13 protein-coding genes, 1 other RNA gene and 1 CRISPR repeat array (1 of these 15 running past the window's edge) are annotated in these 17,094 nt (G+C 41.8%); of the genes, 5 read left to right on the top strand and 9 right to left on the bottom strand.

Annotation, left to right across the window (positions count from 1 at the left end):
• Positions 1-268: a CRISPR direct-repeat array (repeat unit 37 nt; unit sequence ATTGCAATTCATCAAAATCCCTATTAGGGATTGAAAC); it reaches 839 nt to the left of the window's first position.
• A gap of 95 nt (positions 269-363) precedes the next feature.
• The 7 genes from hetF to RM368_RS00725 all read right to left on the bottom strand — a co-directional run bounded on the left by hetF (position 364) and on the right by RM368_RS00725 (position 10,521).
• Positions 364-2,862, bottom strand: coding sequence for a cell division protein HetF (gene hetF, locus RM368_RS00755; RefSeq protein WP_322692265.1), 2,499 nt, complete (start codon positions 2,860-2,862; stop codon positions 364-366).
• 739 nt (positions 2,863-3,601) lie between these two features.
• Positions 3,602-3,754 carry a hypothetical protein gene (locus RM368_RS00750; protein ID WP_322692264.1) on the bottom strand — a complete coding sequence of 51 codons (153 nt, stop codon included), beginning with the start codon at positions 3,752-3,754 and terminating at the stop codon, positions 3,602-3,604.
• 1,097 nt (positions 3,755-4,851) lie between these two features.
• A complete protein-coding gene (locus RM368_RS00745; RefSeq protein ID WP_322692263.1) occupies positions 4,852-5,610 on the bottom strand; it encodes an FHA domain-containing protein in 759 nt (252 codons plus the stop codon).
• An 846-nt stretch (positions 5,611-6,456) separates the two neighbouring features.
• Positions 6,457-8,052 carry a serine/threonine-protein kinase gene (locus tag RM368_RS00740; RefSeq protein ID WP_322692262.1) on the bottom strand — a complete coding sequence of 532 codons (1,596 nt, stop codon included), beginning with the start codon at positions 8,050-8,052 and terminating at the stop codon, positions 6,457-6,459.
• 538 nt (positions 8,053-8,590) lie between these two features.
• Positions 8,591-8,774, bottom strand: a non-coding RNA gene (gene ssrS / locus RM368_RS00735) — 6S RNA.
• Positions 8,775-8,830: 56 nt separating this feature from the next.
• Positions 8,831-10,000, bottom strand: coding sequence for a 5-(carboxyamino)imidazole ribonucleotide synthase (locus RM368_RS00730; protein WP_322692261.1), 1,170 nt, complete (start codon positions 9,998-10,000; stop codon positions 8,831-8,833).
• A complete protein-coding gene (locus tag RM368_RS00725; protein ID WP_322692260.1) occupies positions 9,997-10,521 on the bottom strand; it encodes a pentapeptide repeat-containing protein in 525 nt (174 codons plus the stop codon). The genes RM368_RS00730 and RM368_RS00725 overlap by 4 nt, the downstream gene beginning before the upstream one ends.
• A gap of 733 nt (positions 10,522-11,254) precedes the next feature.
• Between RM368_RS00725 and RM368_RS00720 the strand changes: the two genes are divergently transcribed.
• Positions 11,255-11,578, top strand: coding sequence for a hypothetical protein (locus tag RM368_RS00720; protein WP_322692259.1), 324 nt, complete (start codon positions 11,255-11,257; stop codon positions 11,576-11,578).
• A 298-nt stretch (positions 11,579-11,876) separates the two neighbouring features.
• On the opposite strand, the gene RM368_RS00715 is transcribed toward RM368_RS00720, so the two are convergent.
• Positions 11,877-12,362, bottom strand: a complete 486-nt coding sequence (locus RM368_RS00715) for a beta-lactamase hydrolase domain-containing protein (RefSeq protein WP_194040625.1) — start codon at positions 12,360-12,362, stop codon at positions 11,877-11,879.
• A gap of 453 nt (positions 12,363-12,815) precedes the next feature.
• On the opposite strand from RM368_RS00715, the gene RM368_RS00710 reads away from it, so the two are divergent.
• The 4 genes from RM368_RS00710 (at position 12,816) to RM368_RS00695 (ending at position 15,476) form a co-directional block, all read left to right on the top strand.
• The gene (locus RM368_RS00710) at positions 12,816-13,319 is read left to right on the top strand and encodes a GNAT family N-acetyltransferase (RefSeq protein ID WP_322692258.1); all 504 of its coding nucleotides are present in this window, start codon (positions 12,816-12,818) and stop codon (positions 13,317-13,319) included.
• Positions 13,320-13,432: 113 nt separating this feature from the next.
• A complete protein-coding gene (locus tag RM368_RS00705) occupies positions 13,433-14,041 on the top strand; it encodes a TetR/AcrR family transcriptional regulator (RefSeq protein WP_322673064.1) in 609 nt (202 codons plus the stop codon).
• Positions 14,042-14,263: 222 nt separating this feature from the next.
• The gene (locus tag RM368_RS00700; RefSeq protein WP_322692257.1) at positions 14,264-14,644 is read left to right on the top strand and encodes a DUF120 domain-containing protein; all 381 of its coding nucleotides are present in this window, start codon (positions 14,264-14,266) and stop codon (positions 14,642-14,644) included.
• Positions 14,637-15,476: a class I SAM-dependent methyltransferase gene (locus RM368_RS00695; RefSeq protein WP_322692256.1), complete on the top strand. Its 840-nt coding sequence runs from the start codon at positions 14,637-14,639 to the stop codon at positions 15,474-15,476. Before RM368_RS00700 ends, RM368_RS00695 begins: the two co-directional genes overlap by 8 nt.
• Positions 15,477-15,621: 145 nt before the next feature.
• Here RM368_RS00695 and xylB read toward each other — a convergent pair whose 3' ends face one another.
• Positions 15,622-17,088: a xylulokinase gene (xylB, locus tag RM368_RS00690; protein WP_322692255.1), complete on the bottom strand. Its 1,467-nt coding sequence runs from the start codon at positions 17,086-17,088 to the stop codon at positions 15,622-15,624.
• Positions 17,089-17,094: the final 6 nt, after the last annotated feature.

Here is a 17,094-nt window from a genome sequence, read left to right as displayed (position 1 = left end):
GCTCAATCAATTCTTATTGCAATTCATCAAAATCCCTATTAGGGATTGAAACATGGAATACCATTTGCTAGAAACGCCAGAGAAATTGCAATTCATCAAAATCCCTATTAGGGATTGAAACAGATGCCTTTAGAAATCCATGTATACATGGTAGCAATTGCAATTCATCAAAATCCCTATTAGGGATTGAAACAGTGCATACTGCAATGGAGAAAGAAAGAATAATTTATGATTGCAATTCATCAAAATCCCTATTAGGGAAGCTAAAACCCCATATAGGTTTTAGCATTAGCGTTGCTAAAACCCTCTTCCCTCCTGCCTCCTACCTCATCCCAACGACAAATATTTACACGCACCTACTTATTACTGTTTTTCGCCTTTTTCTTGAAGAAGCGATCGCCAATCTTCAATCGCCTTCTCCGTCCACAGCCAATTTTTAGCTAATTTATCTACCTGGAAATTTTCGCGATCGGACTTGAGAACCGTTTGCCGCAATTTGATCGCTTCATTCAAATATTGCGTCTGCTTACCATTAGATTGACTAAGTGCAGATTTATACAATCCAAGAGCTAAACCAGCATAAGAAGTTAAAGCATCTTGAGGAACTGCTGTGTTTTGGGATGTTGAATTTGTGTTTTGTTCTTTGAGAGCTAAATTCAAAGCCTTGAACCAAGCATCATTGGCGCGATTCAGATTGCCTTCTGTGTAGTAGGCAAATCCCAAAGCGTTATTATACAAAAGCGATTCGGGTTTAGCTTTGGCAGCAGTTTCCCAATAACGACGGGCATCATCGACGCTATAGTTATTGTCTCCAGTTTGGATAGACTGCCACGCCAATCGTCCCTTGTAAAAATTCACAGATGGATCGTCAGCTTGTTTGCTGGGAATTAGTTTTAAGGAAGTTCCAGCCGCAGCCAGTGCGCCCCGATTCAGTAGTTCTTCTACAGCCAATAACCCACCTTGCAAGTCACCCTGACTCAATTTTTCCGTAGCAGTAGCGGTGACAATTCCTGTTGCTTCTATTCCTAAATCGATATTCGGCTGCTTTTGAATCGGTCGAGAATCAGGTAGAGACTGGGCGGGAATTTCTGGTATTTTAGGCAATGCTTGGGGGCGATTTTGCCACCAATTTAAACCGATCGCAGCAGCGATCGCACTAATCCCCACAACACCCACAATCGGCCACAGTTGGCGGCGACGAGTACGATTTATTGGCGGGGGTGGTTGCGATCGCGAAAAATTAGAATTTTGCCAATTTTCTTCAAGCTTTCCAGGAGTTGCAGGTGGCGGTGGTGGAACTTCTCCCCACAAATCTGCTGACTCTTCTGAAAAAGTCATTTCCTCTGAAATCTGACTTTGGTGAAGACTATTTTCGCTAATTTGTCGATCCGGTTCAGTTGCAGGTTTTTGGTTATCTAGCTGACGAAACAAATCCGAAACGATCGCAGAATCTTCTTCATAGCTTGGGTCATCATACTCAATTTCATCAACCAGATCGCCCCAAGTCTCTTCACCCAACCAGTCCAATCCAGAATCCCGCGTCAAACCACTAGGAATCATATCTTCCATTCCTAAAGACATCTCGCTATCATCAGGCATACCAGGGTACATCATGGAAGTTACCTCTAAAGGCGAACCATACTGATTCAGCGAATCTGTACTTGTAGATACCTCAGTTTCCTGACTTAAAAAACCGTCAAATTCTGGCTGGAGATATAAAATCGGTAATGCCCAGTACATCTGGTGAGAACCATAAGCCGAAATTAATCCTTGGCGCACCCGACTTACACACAAATCTACTGGATATCCCTGACTTAAATTGCGGTAAAACAATTGTGTGAGCGTCAACGCCACTTCATCAGGAATCCGTTCTGACATCGCCAAAACGCTTCTAATTCCGCGCTTCACCAGACTTTCCGCTAAGTTTCGTTCGCCAGTATCTCCAGAGGGATTGGACGCTGCTATGTACGCGCCCAAGCAGGAATTAAACACTGCCATTTGGATATTATTGTTGACGAGCAAACCTGCCAAATCGTCCCCAGTTAAGATTTCCGTTAAGCCAGTTCTGCGGCTAACAAGATAAATTTCTCCCCCATTTGCGCCTAAGTTACTATGACCAGAGTAATGGAGAACGTGATATCTACCTTGTTCTAAGGCTTGCGTCAGTTCTTCCCGTCCTGGTTGGTCTAAGACAGTGAGTTCAATTTCTGGGAAACGATTCCGACTTTCACCAAGTCGTGACGTTTGACGGTGAAGTTCCGCTTGCAGTTTAATTGCTTCTTGTTTCTGTAAGTCAAGACGGACTTGATCTGAGGGAGAAGCAATTACCATCAAGACTCTGACACCACCTTGTTCTGGTGGTGTGGGCATATTTTGCGATCGCAAAGGAGAAGCCCCGAAAATTCCACTTTGGAAGCGAGAAAAAGCCACATAAGGCCCAGTAGCCAAAGGGCGATCGCCTGCGTGCATCACTTCCCAAGGCAAACGAGCTAATCTAGTGTCTTTTAGCCCCAAGCGTAAGCGTAGTACTTGTTGATGGTTCTGAGCAATACCTTGGGCAGTAATCCAACTATCTCTGAGAGTGCCTTGAAATAGGGCGTTATAAAATTGTTGACCCAACGCCACCAAATTCACAGAGTTTCTGGCGATATCGCTTTCATGTCCGCCAGAGGTAAATGGATCTCCTTGCAACACTGAATTCAACGGGTCATTCATCAAATGCCCAGCAGCCATCAACCAATCAGCTATAGGCCAAGTCACCAATTCTTCTGCCAATGGTACCCCAGGCGCGACTTGTTCCGTCCGCACCAAGTAGTCATTTTGCCCTACTGGGGTTACGGAAATATGGAATTCCTGGGTCACAACTTCTCCTGTCCGCCTCCTAAATCTGGTTTGAAACGCGAAAGTTTCAAGTCGATTTTTCGCTTTCTCTGATAATTTAGATGCATCCTGCCCCTGAATGTTTCTGATTCGGTGTCGTTTTGGTTTTTCTGCCTTTACAACTTTATCCGGATCGGATTACCTGGGTCTAGAACACTTAATTGGTAGATGCACCTTGATCTTCAACTCCCCTAGTTGGCTAACACCCACTGGGGGTTTTTTTATTTTTGGCAAACAACAGCAACTTCTGACGCAGATATTCTCTACCAGAAAATAGTGCTTAATCCTAGAATACTTGATTAATAGATGGATGTCCCTCGATCTTTAACTTCCCTAATTGAGTTAATATCCACTTTGGTTTTTTTGACACGCGATAACAATCAATTTTCTCATAAATTTATCCGGAGCATGGTGGTTAAACCTAGAACATTTAAGTGGTAGATGCACCCTGATAACTAGCTCCCCTGGTTGGCTAACGCCCACTAGGGGGTTTTTTTATGAAAATTGAGTTTTATTGATTAACCCTGAAACACCCATTTTGTAAAGCAGCGCACCGATCGTTTAATTGGTAGGTCTGTCCTGATAACTAACCCCTCTAAGGTTTTTCTTCCATCGACAAACAGAAACAACTTCAACTTCTGCTAATTTATCCGGTAGCGACCCATTTATTTTAGAAAAGATTATTGGTAGATGCACCCTGATAACTCACTCCCCTGGTTGGTTAACACCCACTGGGGGTTTTTTTTGTTGCATCACTGATAGCGATCGCAAATGCCTCTCGTAGAGAAATGTTACCGAGTCTTTTCCTCTCAAAGATGCTAATAGCTTGCTTTTCCATAGAGGTACGAGCTTTACAGCCCATCGTCGTAGACATCAACTCTGATTTAGTTCATTTTTCCCGGAAGATGCTATCTGCCCCTAGAAAACATTATTAGTAGATGCACCCTGATAACTCACTCCCCTAGTAGGCTAACACCCACTGGGGGTTTTTTTTATTAAAAAAAATAACTGACCCCGATAACTCACTCCCTTGATAGGTTAACATCCACTGGGAGTTTTTTCTACTAGTTGCGTTACCAATAGCGATCGCAAATACGTCTAGTAAAGAAATTTTAGCGAGTCTTTTCCTCTCAGAGATACTACATGTAGCTTGCTTCTCCATAGAGGTACGAGCTTTACAGCCCTTTGTAGACATCGCCTCTAATTTAGTTCATTTTTCCCGGAAGATGCTAGCTGCCCCTAGAAAAGATTATTGGTAGATGCACCCTGATAACTCACTCCCCTAGTAGGTTAACACCCACTGGGGGTTTTTTTATTTAAAAAATAACTGACCTTTGTCCAAATTTATCCGGAGTATGGTCTTCAACCTGAGAACACTTAATTGGTAGATGCACCCTGATAACTAACTCCCCTAGTAGGTTAACACCCACTGGGGGTTTTTTTGCCCCAGATGCGTAGCAGTGAGCCACATAACCGGAGTAAATCACTATCACTACTCTTGTTGCTACTGCTGGTAGACCTTGAGTATCCTCCTGTTGCCAGGATAGAGCATAACTTACTCACTCAATCCCTGAATCGCTTTCTTTTTATTGTGAGCTAGAGACGCCACTCCAAAATGATTGCTATGATATTTAATCACATTCTTAATTTTTTTTATATATTTTGATCGACATTCCTTGATGGTACAAGCTCCTAGATTCATCTATGGAGTTAATCTAAAATTTAAAATCTAAAATTCCCAAGCCCCTAGATTTATCTATAGGGTCAATCCAAAATCCAAAACTTGTACTGAGCGACTTGTGCCGAGCGAAGTCGAGGTAAGTCGAAGTATCTAAAATCCAAAATTGTCTGACGAGTTTCCTTTTAATTTTCACTATTTGTCTGCCTCAGCAAACCTTACCTTCTCAGCACATACTAACAGACTAAATATCAGGCTACCGCTAACAGCACCCCTGAAGCAATTGAAAACTGCTATAAGTTACAATTTTTTAGCTGGTTGAGATTAGACGATAATTGTGTGGTAAACAGGCGGTCTAAAATTTCTGATTTCTGTTCTGAACTGAAGTTGTCATAAAAATTTTCAAGCTTCTCAACTATTCCGAAATTTCTGAAGGCCTCTAAATTAGAATCTGGTTTTTCAATTAAAGGTTTTTGTCTATTCTGAGAATAACTAAGTATATCTACTGGATGATTACTCCTTCGATGCACAAGCTGCATCAATAAATCTATTGCAACAGTTGGCAGAACGCGGTAGGTAGAAGTCACAAAAAAATCAAAAGTCATATTTCCTAGACGGATGCGATCGCCGTCTTTGAGCTTAATCGGCCTAACAGCGCGATTACCGTTCACAAAGGAGCCATTGGTGCTGTTGAAATCAATTAAGTAGAAGCCTTGCTCGTCAATATGCTGAATAGCAGCGTGGCGACGAGACAGATGATTGTCAGCAATGCAAATACCACTGGTGTGATTACGACCTATCGTCCAGATTTGTTGTGGCTGTCGTAAACTCTGAGTCTGATTATTGCCCAAGTTAGTCATCAGATAAACAGCAACACTATCCACTACGCCATGTACGTAACCCGTCGTCTTAACTCTCCTCAACGACGGTTGAGATAGGTTTTCTAGCTGAAGAATTTCATCTAGAAGACTGCTGTGGTGTTCATACAACTTGAGGAATACTTGATATAAAGTTAATCGCCGTTCTATTTCCGTTTGTGCAAAGTCAGTCATTATACGTAAACCTTATATTACCTGATTTCGGTTGCGATCTACTTCTCCAGCCGACAATCAGGGATAATTGATTTTTTGCTTTTTACTGCCATCTGAAAAATTTAGTGCTTTAGGAACATACTATTTTACAAATTTTAGGTGTGAGATTATTTGCTATTTATAACCATAAAAAGCATATAAATACTTTTAGAAAATTATTATGATGCTTCATTGTTTATTGTAAATAATCATTTGTTGTTTGTAACAGATATCAATCATAAAGATTTCATGAAGAATTGACAACTATCTACGTATTTTTGCTAGATAGTTAGATATTTCTTAATATTCGTAAGAGTGATGGTCATCGATCGACCTAAACATTATATATATTCGATCGTTTTTAAATAAATCTAAGTTTTATCGAAAAGAATCAGGGCTAATTTTCCCATATATAAGAAAAATTCAGCATAATAATTCCGATCGAACAAGTATTTGAAAATTGTTAATAAAAATGGAGAATTGAAAAGCAGGGAGGTTGAGGCTATTCTGCTAATCGAAAATAATTGATTTCAATAAAAAGGATTCATCCTTCAGGATAATCTAGAACCGAATATATAGGACTCATATTTGATTTTTGCGAGGCTAGGTACAGCTTTATTCCTTCTTCCCAGTCCCCAATCTCCATTACCCCTTATCCCCAGAGGGGGCCCCACCATCCCCAGTCCCTTACCCTACGAGTGATTCTCTAAATCAAATCGGATTGCTATAGGAGAATATTCGCATAGAACTACGGCGGCAAAAGAGGCTATTCCCGATGAATTAGGAAACTCCATCCGTATCTAGATTGCGGTAGTTCACACTTTCAAATCACAACAGGCCTCGTTTGCCATTGGGACGCACGGTCATCCAATTTGTTTTTGCTAGTGCTAGCTGCTCATCAGAAATTTTAGCACTGGTGAGATTAGCACCACACAAATTAGCTCCTCGGAGGTTAGCGTTGCTGAGATAAGCATTGCTAAGGTCTGCGCCTCTCAGGTCTGCTCCTTCTAAATCAGCATGGTTAAAGTATGCTTTGCTCAAATTAGCATCCTTAAGATTTGCTCGAGTCAGACTGGCTCTGCCAAAGTCACTATTGTGAAGATTAGCTCCCTGAAGATTGGTTTTTTGCAATTGAGCAGAATGGAAATTTGTTTGAGATAAATCAGCACCTTGCAGATTTAGCAAATTTAAATTGTGTAAGGCAAAATCTCGTCTTCCCTTCAGATAAGCTGTTAATAAACCTTGGGTATCTAACTTCCGCCCAACTTTAGAATTTTGACTTTGTGAACCATTGCTGTTGCTACTGAAAGTCGTTGATTTGGCCATCCCAGAACCCTGGTGCAATCCCGCAGCTTCCGCTGCCTTGGCTCGTCTAGCACGAATCGCTGCCGCTACCTGTGCCACTCCAGTATTGGTACCAGCAGGGTTGTTACATAAAACAGCAGAATTTTCCAGGTGGTTATGTGTTCGCTCTTTAGATCGATTATCAGATTTAGTCAGCAAACCCTTTGCTAAACTATCTAAGTATGGTTCTATTTCCAATGCTCTGAGAACTTCTGCTGCTGACTGATAGCGATTACGTACAGACACCTCTAACATTTTTCGCAACACATTGCCTAAGTGATCGCTCACTTGCACAAGCTGCTCCCACATCATCTCGCCAGTGTTGGGATTGTAATCTAAATCTTTAGGAGTTTTGCTAGTCAGTAAATAAATGCATGTCACACCTAGTGCATAAATATCACTGGCGTAGACTGGACGCATAGCCATTTGCTCTGGAGGTGCAAAACCAGGAGTACCAATAGCATACGCAGTTAATGCTGTCTGTCCTGATGGGCCTGTCGCACTTTGGCTAATTTGGTTTTTGACAGCACCAAAATCGATGAGTACCATTCTGGCATCTTGAGTGCGGCGGATTAAATTGGCTGGTTTGATATCACGGTGAATCACCTTTTGCTCGTGGATGTATTGCAACAGTGGCAAAATCTCGCTCAAAAATTGCTTGACTCCAGTTTCACTCAAAATGCCGTTAAGTTTGACCTCCTCTTGCAAGGTGTCACCACTAATATATTCTTGAACTAAGTAGAATTGCTCGCGATCTTCAAAATAGTCTAACAATCTTGGTACTTGGGGATGGTTGCCAATTTTACCTAGAGTTTTAGCTTCTCGCTCAAAAAGTTCTCTAGCCATCTGTAAAACGTGTGGGGCGCTTCCTGATGGGCGTAATTGTTTGATTACGCAACTCGGTTCTCCTGGTAAGCCTCGATCGTTGGCTAGGAAGGTCGCTCCAAAGCCACCCTGGCCTAATGGTTGGATCGCCTGATAGCGATCGCGCAACAGTAGTTGCGAGCCACAAGACTGACACCTTTGGCTATATACCAAATTTTCTGGATTGGAACAGGTAGGATTTAAGCAGTAGCTCATGCACTCTCAACTCGCTGCACGAATAATCACGGGGAGTGTTATACTCCCTTCCAATTATTTAGACATTAATCAACTCTTGCCAGGTAATTTTTGCTGGAAATCCTTTGAAGAGTTCCTAAAGTTTAACTGAGATTACCTAAAGCGATCGCTAAACAAGATTATTTATTATACTTACATTGGTAAAGACTGTGTATGCTACTTTCTACCAATTCGTAATTCCTAATCACGCTCTCTCAAGGCTTGTGGCGTGCATCGTGCTGTTATCCCATTCAGAAAATCAGCTTTAATCTGTTGTTTATATGGGATAACTGGTATTAAAAGTATTGAAGAGCAGTGCCCAACGCCAGTTACTAATTTGGGGCAAACCCCAGATGATCGCGGACTCGCTTGCCGCATTTGGCGTGGGCTGCGGCGATTACACGATAGTATCTAGGTTTCCCAACAATATGGCAATCTTTACTGTCAGTTCGCTTATTTTAAATTGATTGAAATAATTAAAGCTCCCAAATTCTAACTGATTTTGGGAGCTAATAATTTTAAGTTCACCGCGACGCCGTTTTACCTAAGTTTATGACCTGGGTTTATCCAGGTGGGAACCTAAATTCCTCGTTTAAAGTTTCCGGGTACATGCCCGGTATACTGCCACGAGAACAGTTGACTCCCTTGTCATTAAAGGCATAGATCAAAAAACTTGATGGCAGTCACCAACGTCGTAGTGCAACTCACTCATTATAGCTTTTCAAAAGATGTTGTGCGTTCAACAGCGAAATTTTCCCATCTATTTACCTGGATACCAGATAGATTCTATGCTGTGGGCGATGTCATTGGCGTATGCACTTGCCGACTCTCGATTTTGATCGTCGAGCAAAACGGTAACATGTCCCAACTTCCGCCCAGGACGTGATTCTGTCTTCCCATACCAGTGAACGTGCGCCTGGGGAATTTCTGCTATTTGTTGACGCTGGCTTTGGTAGTCGCTGTGAGAATTTTCATACCCTAGTAAGTTGATCATCACAGCACCAGCGCACTGCAAAGCCGGATTCCCCAAAGGTAGACCACAAACTGCTCTCAGGTGTTGCTCAAACTGAGAAGTTTCGCAAGCGTCAAGAGAAAAATGCCCAGAATTGTGGGTACGTGGTGCAATTTCATTTACCAGAATTTTGCCATCAGCACTCAGAAATAGCTCAATTCCAAAAATGCCTACGACTTCTAAGCTATTTAATAGAGTATGTGCGATCGCTTGAATTTCTGCTACTTGATTAGGCGTAATCTCTGCTGGCGCAATCACCCGCCGACACACTTGTTGTTCTTGTTGGGTTTCCACTACTGGGTAAGTGACAATTTCTCCCTCCACAGAACGGGCTGCAATTATTGCTAGTTCTCTTTCAAAAGGCACAAATTCTTCTAACAAGAATAGCGATCGATTTAAAGTTTGTGTTGTGGTTTCATCACTTAACTTTTGTTCTAAAGTAGCAAAATCCTGAATTATGAAAGTACCTTGACCATCATAACCATGACGGCGGGATTTCAAAACTACTGGAAAACCTAGATATTCTATTTTTGATTTGAGATTTTCTACCTCGTCAAGGGCGAAAAATTGAGGAACTGGTAAGCCCAAGTCGCGTAAATAGCAACGCTGATGATATTTATCTAAAAGAGGAGCTAAAGCTTCTAATCTAGGACGGAAACAAACGCCTTGCTGTGCTAAACCAGATAAAGCATTCAGGTTAACAAATTCGTTTTCAAAGGTGATAACATCGCATTTTTGAGCTAATATTTCCGTAGCATTTGCATCATCAACTGGCGCAAAAACAGTTTCTTTGGCGATTGACACGGCCGGGTCGTGAACGCTTGGAGTTTGTACTATTAATTCTACTCCTAGCTTCTGTGCTGCATCCGCCATCATCCAGGCTAGTTGTCCGCCACCAATTACACCAACACGCTTCATTGACATCCTAGAGAATCACGAGTTTGCACGCCTGTTTTGGAATTCACACCACTGGCTTTTTCGCACAGTTCTTTAATTTGCGCTCTATCCAAAATTGCATCTGTAAAATCTGCACCGTCTATATTTACATCATTAAATATGGCGCGGAGCAAAAGAGCTTCTTTGAAAACTGCATCGCTCAAATCTGCCTTAGTCAAGTTTACCTGATCGACCATTGCATTCGTTAAATCTGCTCCGTGGAGATTTGCTTTTGTCATCACCGAAGCGCTCATGACTGCTCCGCGTAAGTCAGCGTTTGTAAAGTTAGCCAATTCCATATTGGCATTAGAAAACTCCGCAGCTTGCAAACTCTGTCCAGAAAAATCACGTCTTGATAGCTCTGCATTGCTAAATGACAGTGGATGAGTCCAGTCTACTGCCACTGCTGGATTGGCCACACACCAGATAATAATTCCGAGAAGGAATGCTAGTGTTTGCCGCCAAAAAATATTGAGAGCCAATTTAGTGTATAATTTGCCCATTTGATTACCGCATTTGAATATTAGCAAGACTAGCTCGTACTAATTGAGACTCGCAGCCTTGCTACTGGACTTGGAAAACGTGTATTTCCGTTGCTTAATATTTTGTAACGCAAAAATAGCATAAACTTCTTACTTTAGCAAAATTCTCCCTGCTACTTGAGGTAGAGAGGGGCAATCTACTAATCGCGCTAAAATTAGATATCAAAACAATAATATTTATTAAATACAATAGTGATCGCCATGACTGAGTATAAATTATTTCTCACAGCCAGCAAGCTTTAGCAAAATAGAGACGGGGAGCATAATCTATCGCTCTTGATAAAAATAAAACTTGAAATTCCTAACTCTCAAGGAATAATTTAGCTGAATAAAACAATGTCTACTATGGCCTATGCTGGTTGACTTATTTACAATTCTTCATTCGTAGATTTAAATTTTCAAGATATAAAAATTTTTTTGAGCAGTAATACCCATGAAGTTATTTACAATTCTTGACTTTCTATTTTTCAAGTAAAGTTTGTTGTCTTTTAAATTCAACAGCCCCGATCGACTGTTAGTCTTTTAATTAATGAAAGCAAGGTTTGAGCGTAATTAGATCCGTCTCAATTGCTTAACAAAGCTTAAAGCTCGATAATTAGCGTTAATTTTATAGCGATTAGTTAGTTCTTCAGGAATCTCCCAGAGTTTACATTCACCAAGTACACAACTTCCACAAACCGAACTCCGAAACCCGATGATGAATCATTACTCTGTTCAATGGATTGAGGCATGGTGCCAAGAAAATGGCTGGACAGATTTATTTGTTGAGCGACGTAACAACTTCTGGGCTTTTCCTCCGGGTGGGGTAATGCCAGAGCCAATTCCAGTTCATGTTCTAAGATTGATTAAAGCCGAAAAAGGACTGACTTTGGAAGAACGATTGTGGTCAATATCCGCAGTAATTGGTACAATCCTAGCTGTTCTTTTTACCTTTTGGTTTCAGTCGCCGATGCCATTAGTTTTAGCTTTCGCTTTTAATGCTGTTACGGTGGCTCAATTTGAACTTGAAGATGCCTAAATTCTTATTTTGGGCTTTGCTATTCAAAACTGCTCTTGTCTGCTTTCAGCAAGAACAGTTTTGAATTTTTAAGAAGAAACAATTCAGGAGTCACGAAGTCAGAATGGGCTAAACATTAACTATCCGCTAACAGAATTGAATTCTGTGGGACTCGCTACCGCAGCGCGAACGTAGAGAGCGTCAAGATTGTTGAATCCTGAATTCTGAATTCTGAATTCTGAATTCTGAATTCTTCTTCAATAATTTGTATAGCAGCCGTTTAGTCTATTAAGACATAACAATTAGAAATTACTAATACTTAAGAGCAGCTAGCAGGTAAAGCTACCTTCGCGTGTTTATTAACGTAGTCCACAAATAATTGCTTCAATCGGGGACTAACGCCAGCGTGTTCAAAGAATCCAAAACCGAGATTCCTTGCTTTTGCTAAGGTTTCCTCTGGCGTTAATCCTTCCTGGATAGCGATACTCAACAGCGCAATTCCAGTCGATCGCATCCCGGCGGCACAATGCACAACTGCTGGTTTTGGGATTTGTTCGAGTGTCGTGAGGATTTTGGTAATCACCTCTTCATTCAAATTTTTGAGATCCACCTTGAGTGGAACATTTTGATAATACAGCCCTAATGCTTCCGCTACTTTTTGCTCATCTTTGGAAAATCCTAGTTCATCAGGCGATCGCAGATTGAGAACAGACTTAAAACCCTCTTGAATAGCTTGCTCAAGCTGTTTTGGTATAACTTGTCCTGTCGTTGTCAAGTTTTCGTTAATTTGTATGGCGTTGATCACATTCACTCCTTTTAACTTTCTAATATCTGCCAGCTTGCTAAATACTCCAAAGGAGCAAGCTTTAAGCAGATATTCAAAATAAACACAGCAAAATTAGCCAAATATCACAATATATTGCTTGATTGCTTCAAAATTTGCCTTTTGAAGTTGGTTATTTTATTGCTTTATCCATAATATACGGTTTATCGATAGAATTAGTGTTGATTAAAGCTTATTATACTTATTGCAGATATAATTACCGTAGATTATATTTCAGGAGTTATACTATTGGGCAAGTTGGGAGAGCAATTGGATCGAGATTTTCGCGAACAAGGGTATAAATAGAACAATTCTTCTTTTTAAACTGGGCAAATGACCCAGAACTAAAATTTTCATTCATACTGCTTTCCCCCTGCTTCCCTGCCCCCCTGCCGTACTCCCTGCTCCCCTTCCCCCAATGCCAGTCCTGAACCTATGAGTGCTAACGAAATATCTCTTCGACCTGCCCAAGAAACAGATGCGTGGGTGCTGAGTGCAATTCATATTGCTGCTATCAAAGCTCTACCTGCAACTTTCTACACTCAAAAAGAACTTTTAGCTTGGCGCAATTACCGCGATAAACCTGATGGTTCAAATATTTTGAAGAGTATGAAAACCGAATCTTTCTGGGTTGCGATCGAGGGAGATGTTGTTATCGGTTTTGCTAGTTTCATTGTTGATGAACTCATCGGACTGTATGTCCATCCTAAATATCAAGGTAAAGGGGTTGGCCGTGCTTTAGTTCAACATTTTTGCGGCGAAGCAACTGAGCAAGGTATAGATAAGGTAATTACAACCGCTAGCCTTTATGCTGAAGGGTTTTATTTACGACTGGGATTTACGGCCATCCAAAAAGCACCTCATTATTTAAGAAGTGGGATATTTGTTCCAGTTACTAAAATGAGTAAAACATTAGCTATTGCATCGAAATCAATTTGAAAAGGTAAATATTTTCAATAATTTTAAAAATGTTGGCATCAATACTATTTTCCCTAAATTACGACCACTTTTTTTACATAATCTATGATGAAAGTAAGTACTTGCCAGCATAAATGCACAAAACCATCCGTTCATCAACTCTCACCCGTACACGTTTGATAGAAGCCGCCTTGCAGGTATTTGCCAGTTTAGGTGTTCAAGGAGCAACTACCCGTGAAATAGCTCGTGTTGCTGGTGTGAATGAGGTGACTTTATTTCGCCACTTTGCTAGCAAAGAACAACTTCTGGGAGCAGTAATGAAGAATGCCTTGGCACTCCAGACAGAAGCCCTTGCATACCCCGAAGCGTGGACACAGGATCTAAAAATTGATTTAAAACAGTATGCCCATCTCTACAATACTATGCTAGAGACACAGGAAGACTTAATTCGTACCTTCATTGGAGAAGCCAAACGTCATCCAGAGGCAGCTAAACAAGTGATTCAAGAAGCTGCCAAGCCCTTAGGGGAAAAACTAGTAGCTTACCTGCAATCGAGTCAGAAACGAGGCACTGTCAGAGCAGACCTCGATCCATTTCCGGCTGTCGATATGTTTACAGGAATGCTATTGGCTGGAATGCTATGCCGCAGTGCAAAATTCAATCAAGGTAACTATAGCTGTGAGGACTATATCGAAACCTGTGTAGATATTTTTGTGCGTGGTATCAGTACTACTCCCCTCTAATACCATTTTACTTTAAGGTTGATGCAAATAGGGAGCAGGGAAGCAGGGGGCAGGGGGCAGGGAGCAGGGGGAATATTAAGTATTTCGTAAAAGCTAAAAAGTAAGTTGTTTCTGTACGAGTCGCTAGTAAAGCTACTTTAGAGGAAATAGATTTAGCGATCGCTACTGCATAATATGTTCAATAAATATAAATACTAGCCTAATTTATCCAAATAAAAATAGATGAAAATATTCAAAGGTAAGGTTGTCAGTGGTTTCGGAAACTTTTCTTACTGGATTGAGAAACTCCAGGAATATTACTTGAGAAAAACCGGAATGAAATTCTTCCCTGGAACTTTAAATATTCAATTAGATCGACCTTATCATCTCCCGAAAAATGTGATGCGTTTGGAAAAGGAAGAATATGGAGGAACTGTTTCTGTGAGTATTGTTCCCTGTCAGATATTTGGCAGAGATGCTTTTATCTTAAGAACAGACAAAAACAATACTGAAAATGGAGATCATCCAAAAACAATTATTGAGATAGCTTGCGATGTGAAACTGCGGGAGCTATATAACCTTAAAGATAATGATTTGATTGAAGTTGAGATTCACGATGTCTGATTTATCTGAATTAAACAATCTGCTTGGAGATGAAGCGTTAATCCATTACGCGAGTGGTCAAGAGCAAAATCGGTTATCAAAAGGTGCAGGTTTGCTGGAATTAGCCCGAAGCCAAGAAATTATTAGCCGCTACCTACCGCCTCCTCCCGCAGTGATTTTCGATGTTGGCGGTGGTGCTGGAGTTTATTCTTTTTGGCTTGCTCAACAAGGCTATGAAGTTCATCTCATTGATGCGGTTCCTTTGCACATAGAGCAAGCTCAACATTTGTCTCAAACTCAACCGGAATATCCTTTAGCTAGTTTGGCAGTTGGAGATGCTCGGCAACTCAATCGGGCAGATAATAGTGTTGATGGTGTTCTCTTACTTGGGCCTTTGTATCATCTGACCGAACGCACAGATCGGATTATTGCTTTGCGTGAAGCTCATCGGATCTTAAAAACTGGAGGTTTTGCTTTTGCTGCGGGAGTTTCTCGCTTTGCTTCAACCTTAGATGGACTATTTGGCGGACATTTAGACGATCCTGAGTTTGTAGAAATTGTTAAACAGGATTTGATTGATGGTCAACACCGCAACCCAAACAACCATCCTCGCTACTTTACAAAAACCTTCTTTCATCATCCAGAAGAACTTAGAGCAGAGGTTGAAGAAGCGGGTTTACATTCTGAAAAGATTTTAGCGATTGAAGGGCCAGGCTGGTTATTACAAAACTTTCAGGAACACTGGAATGAGCAAGGTCGCCGCGATCGCCTTTTAGAAGCGATTCGCTGGTTAGAAACCGAACCGTCTATGTTGGGGATGAGCGCTCACATCATGGCTATTGCTCGGAAATAGGCACTAAAGTAGAGCGATCGCCACTAACTAAAAGCGCTTGTTGTTTTGCCAGAACTCGCGTAATCAGCGCCGATGACATAATGCAGATTATTTTTTCTTCTGTAAATCTTCAGTAATTCAGGGTAACTTTAAAATACTTTAATTCTCAACGAACAGCTTTCAAGGTATCGTAAAGTAGCTTGTAGCGGTTAAAACCTGCTTCATACAAAGGATTTGGCTGCGGCTGTACTACATTACTATCCTGCGATAAAATCTTGAGTGCAGTTTCTAAATTGGGGTAAACACCAATCCCTACCATTGCCAAAATAGCTGCTCCGTAAGCAGCTCCTTCCTCAGCTTTGGGTGCAATGAGTTCTATTTGCAAAACATCTGCCAAAATTCGTAACCAGATGTGAGAACGTGCGCCTCCACCCGTTGCTAAGAGTTGATCGAGGGGAGCGATCGCACTAATTACCTCCAATGCTGACCGCAAGCTAAATGCAACCCCTTCCAGCACAGCACGAATTATATCTGCTTGCGTATGAGCTAATGACAAATTCACGAAAGCACCGCGAGTATCTGGATCGAGGTGGGGACTGCGTTCTCCTGCGAGGTGGGGTAGAAATAGCACACCACGCGCCCCAGGCTGCGATCGCTCTGCTATATCCATCAGTTCGGTGTAAGATATATGCGGTGCAAATGTATCTCGATACCAACGCAGAGAACCACCTGCTGCTAGCGTCACCCCCAGCAGATGATAGCCACCATCCACATGGCAGAACAAATGTACTCGACCTTCGGGATCGGGAATTGGGCGATCGCACGGTGCAAAGATCACTCCCGATGTGCCAATACTCAAACTACCCCGGCTCAGGTTGCTTGATGAGATGCCCAAACCGATAGCGGCGGCGGCATTATCACCTCCACCTGCAACCACAGGTAATCCCACAGGTAATCCCACGCGGGCGGCTATTTCTGGTTTGAGTCGTCCAGCGATCGCGGTAGATTCGATTACCGGAGGGAACAACGCTGGATTAATATTAAGAGTATGGAGAATATTTGTATCCCATTGCCGATTTGCCAGATTCAGACAGCCGACACCAGAAGCATCAGATGGTTCCGTTACTGCTTCGCCAGTTAACACATATCCCAGATAATCTTTAGGCAAAAGAATCTGCCATAACCGAGTGTATGCCTGTGGTTCTTTAGTCCGCAACCATAAAAGCTTCGGCAGTTGAAACCCTGTAATTGCCGGATTTCCAGTGCGCTGGATCAACTCCTGTCGGGGAATAGCGGCTTCAATCTCAGCAACAGCTTTACCTGTGCGCTGATCGTTCCATAAAATTGCCGGTCTGATTGCTTTGCCCTCCACATCGAGAGGAACCATGCCATGCATTTGTCCAGATAAACCGAGGGCGATCGCTTGGTGTCCGTTTAGCTGTTGAGTGACATCGAAGAGTGCATCTAAACTAGCTTCCACCCAATCCGATGAGTTCTGTTCCGTCCAACCGGGTTGTGGAGTTAATAGAGGATAGCTTCTGGTTGACTGAGCGATAATTTGCCCTTGTAGATTAACTGCGATCGCTCGTACTCCTCCTGTACCCAAGTCTAAGCCAACTACGATGTCAGTCAATTGCCC

The sequence above is a fragment of the Nostoc sp. DedSLP03 genome (genome assembly GCF_034530815.1).
Taxonomy (GTDB): domain Bacteria; phylum Cyanobacteriota; class Cyanobacteriia; order Cyanobacteriales; family Nostocaceae; genus Nostoc.
This window is presented reverse-complemented; position numbering and strand designations above follow the sequence as displayed.

Bases quoted from the DNA above. Each gene is read 5' to 3' on its own strand.
- RM368_RS00705 (WP_322673064.1), top strand. From the start codon at position 13,433: ATGCACAAAACCATCCGTTCATCAACTCTCACCCGTACACGTTTGATA.
- RM368_RS00745 (WP_322692263.1), bottom strand. From the start codon at position 5,610: ATGACTGACTTTGCACAAACGGAAATAGAACGGCGATTAACTTTATAT.
- RM368_RS00740 (WP_322692262.1), bottom strand. From the start codon at position 8,052: ATGAGCTACTGCTTAAATCCTACCTGTTCCAATCCAGAAAATTTGGTA.
- RM368_RS00695 (WP_322692256.1), top strand. From the start codon at position 14,637: ATGTCTGATTTATCTGAATTAAACAATCTGCTTGGAGATGAAGCGTTA.
- RM368_RS00750 (WP_322692264.1), bottom strand. From the start codon at position 3,754: ATGTCTACGACGATGGGCTGTAAAGCTCGTACCTCTATGGAAAAGCAA.
- RM368_RS00700 (WP_322692257.1), top strand. From the start codon at position 14,264: ATGAAAATATTCAAAGGTAAGGTTGTCAGTGGTTTCGGAAACTTTTCT.
- RM368_RS00720 (WP_322692259.1), top strand. From the start codon at position 11,255: ATGATGAATCATTACTCTGTTCAATGGATTGAGGCATGGTGCCAAGAA.
- RM368_RS00710 (WP_322692258.1), top strand. From the start codon at position 12,816: ATGAGTGCTAACGAAATATCTCTTCGACCTGCCCAAGAAACAGATGCG.
- RM368_RS00730 (WP_322692261.1), bottom strand. From the start codon at position 10,000: ATGAAGCGTGTTGGTGTAATTGGTGGCGGACAACTAGCCTGGATGATG.
- RM368_RS00725 (WP_322692260.1), bottom strand. From the start codon at position 10,521: ATGGGCAAATTATACACTAAATTGGCTCTCAATATTTTTTGGCGGCAA.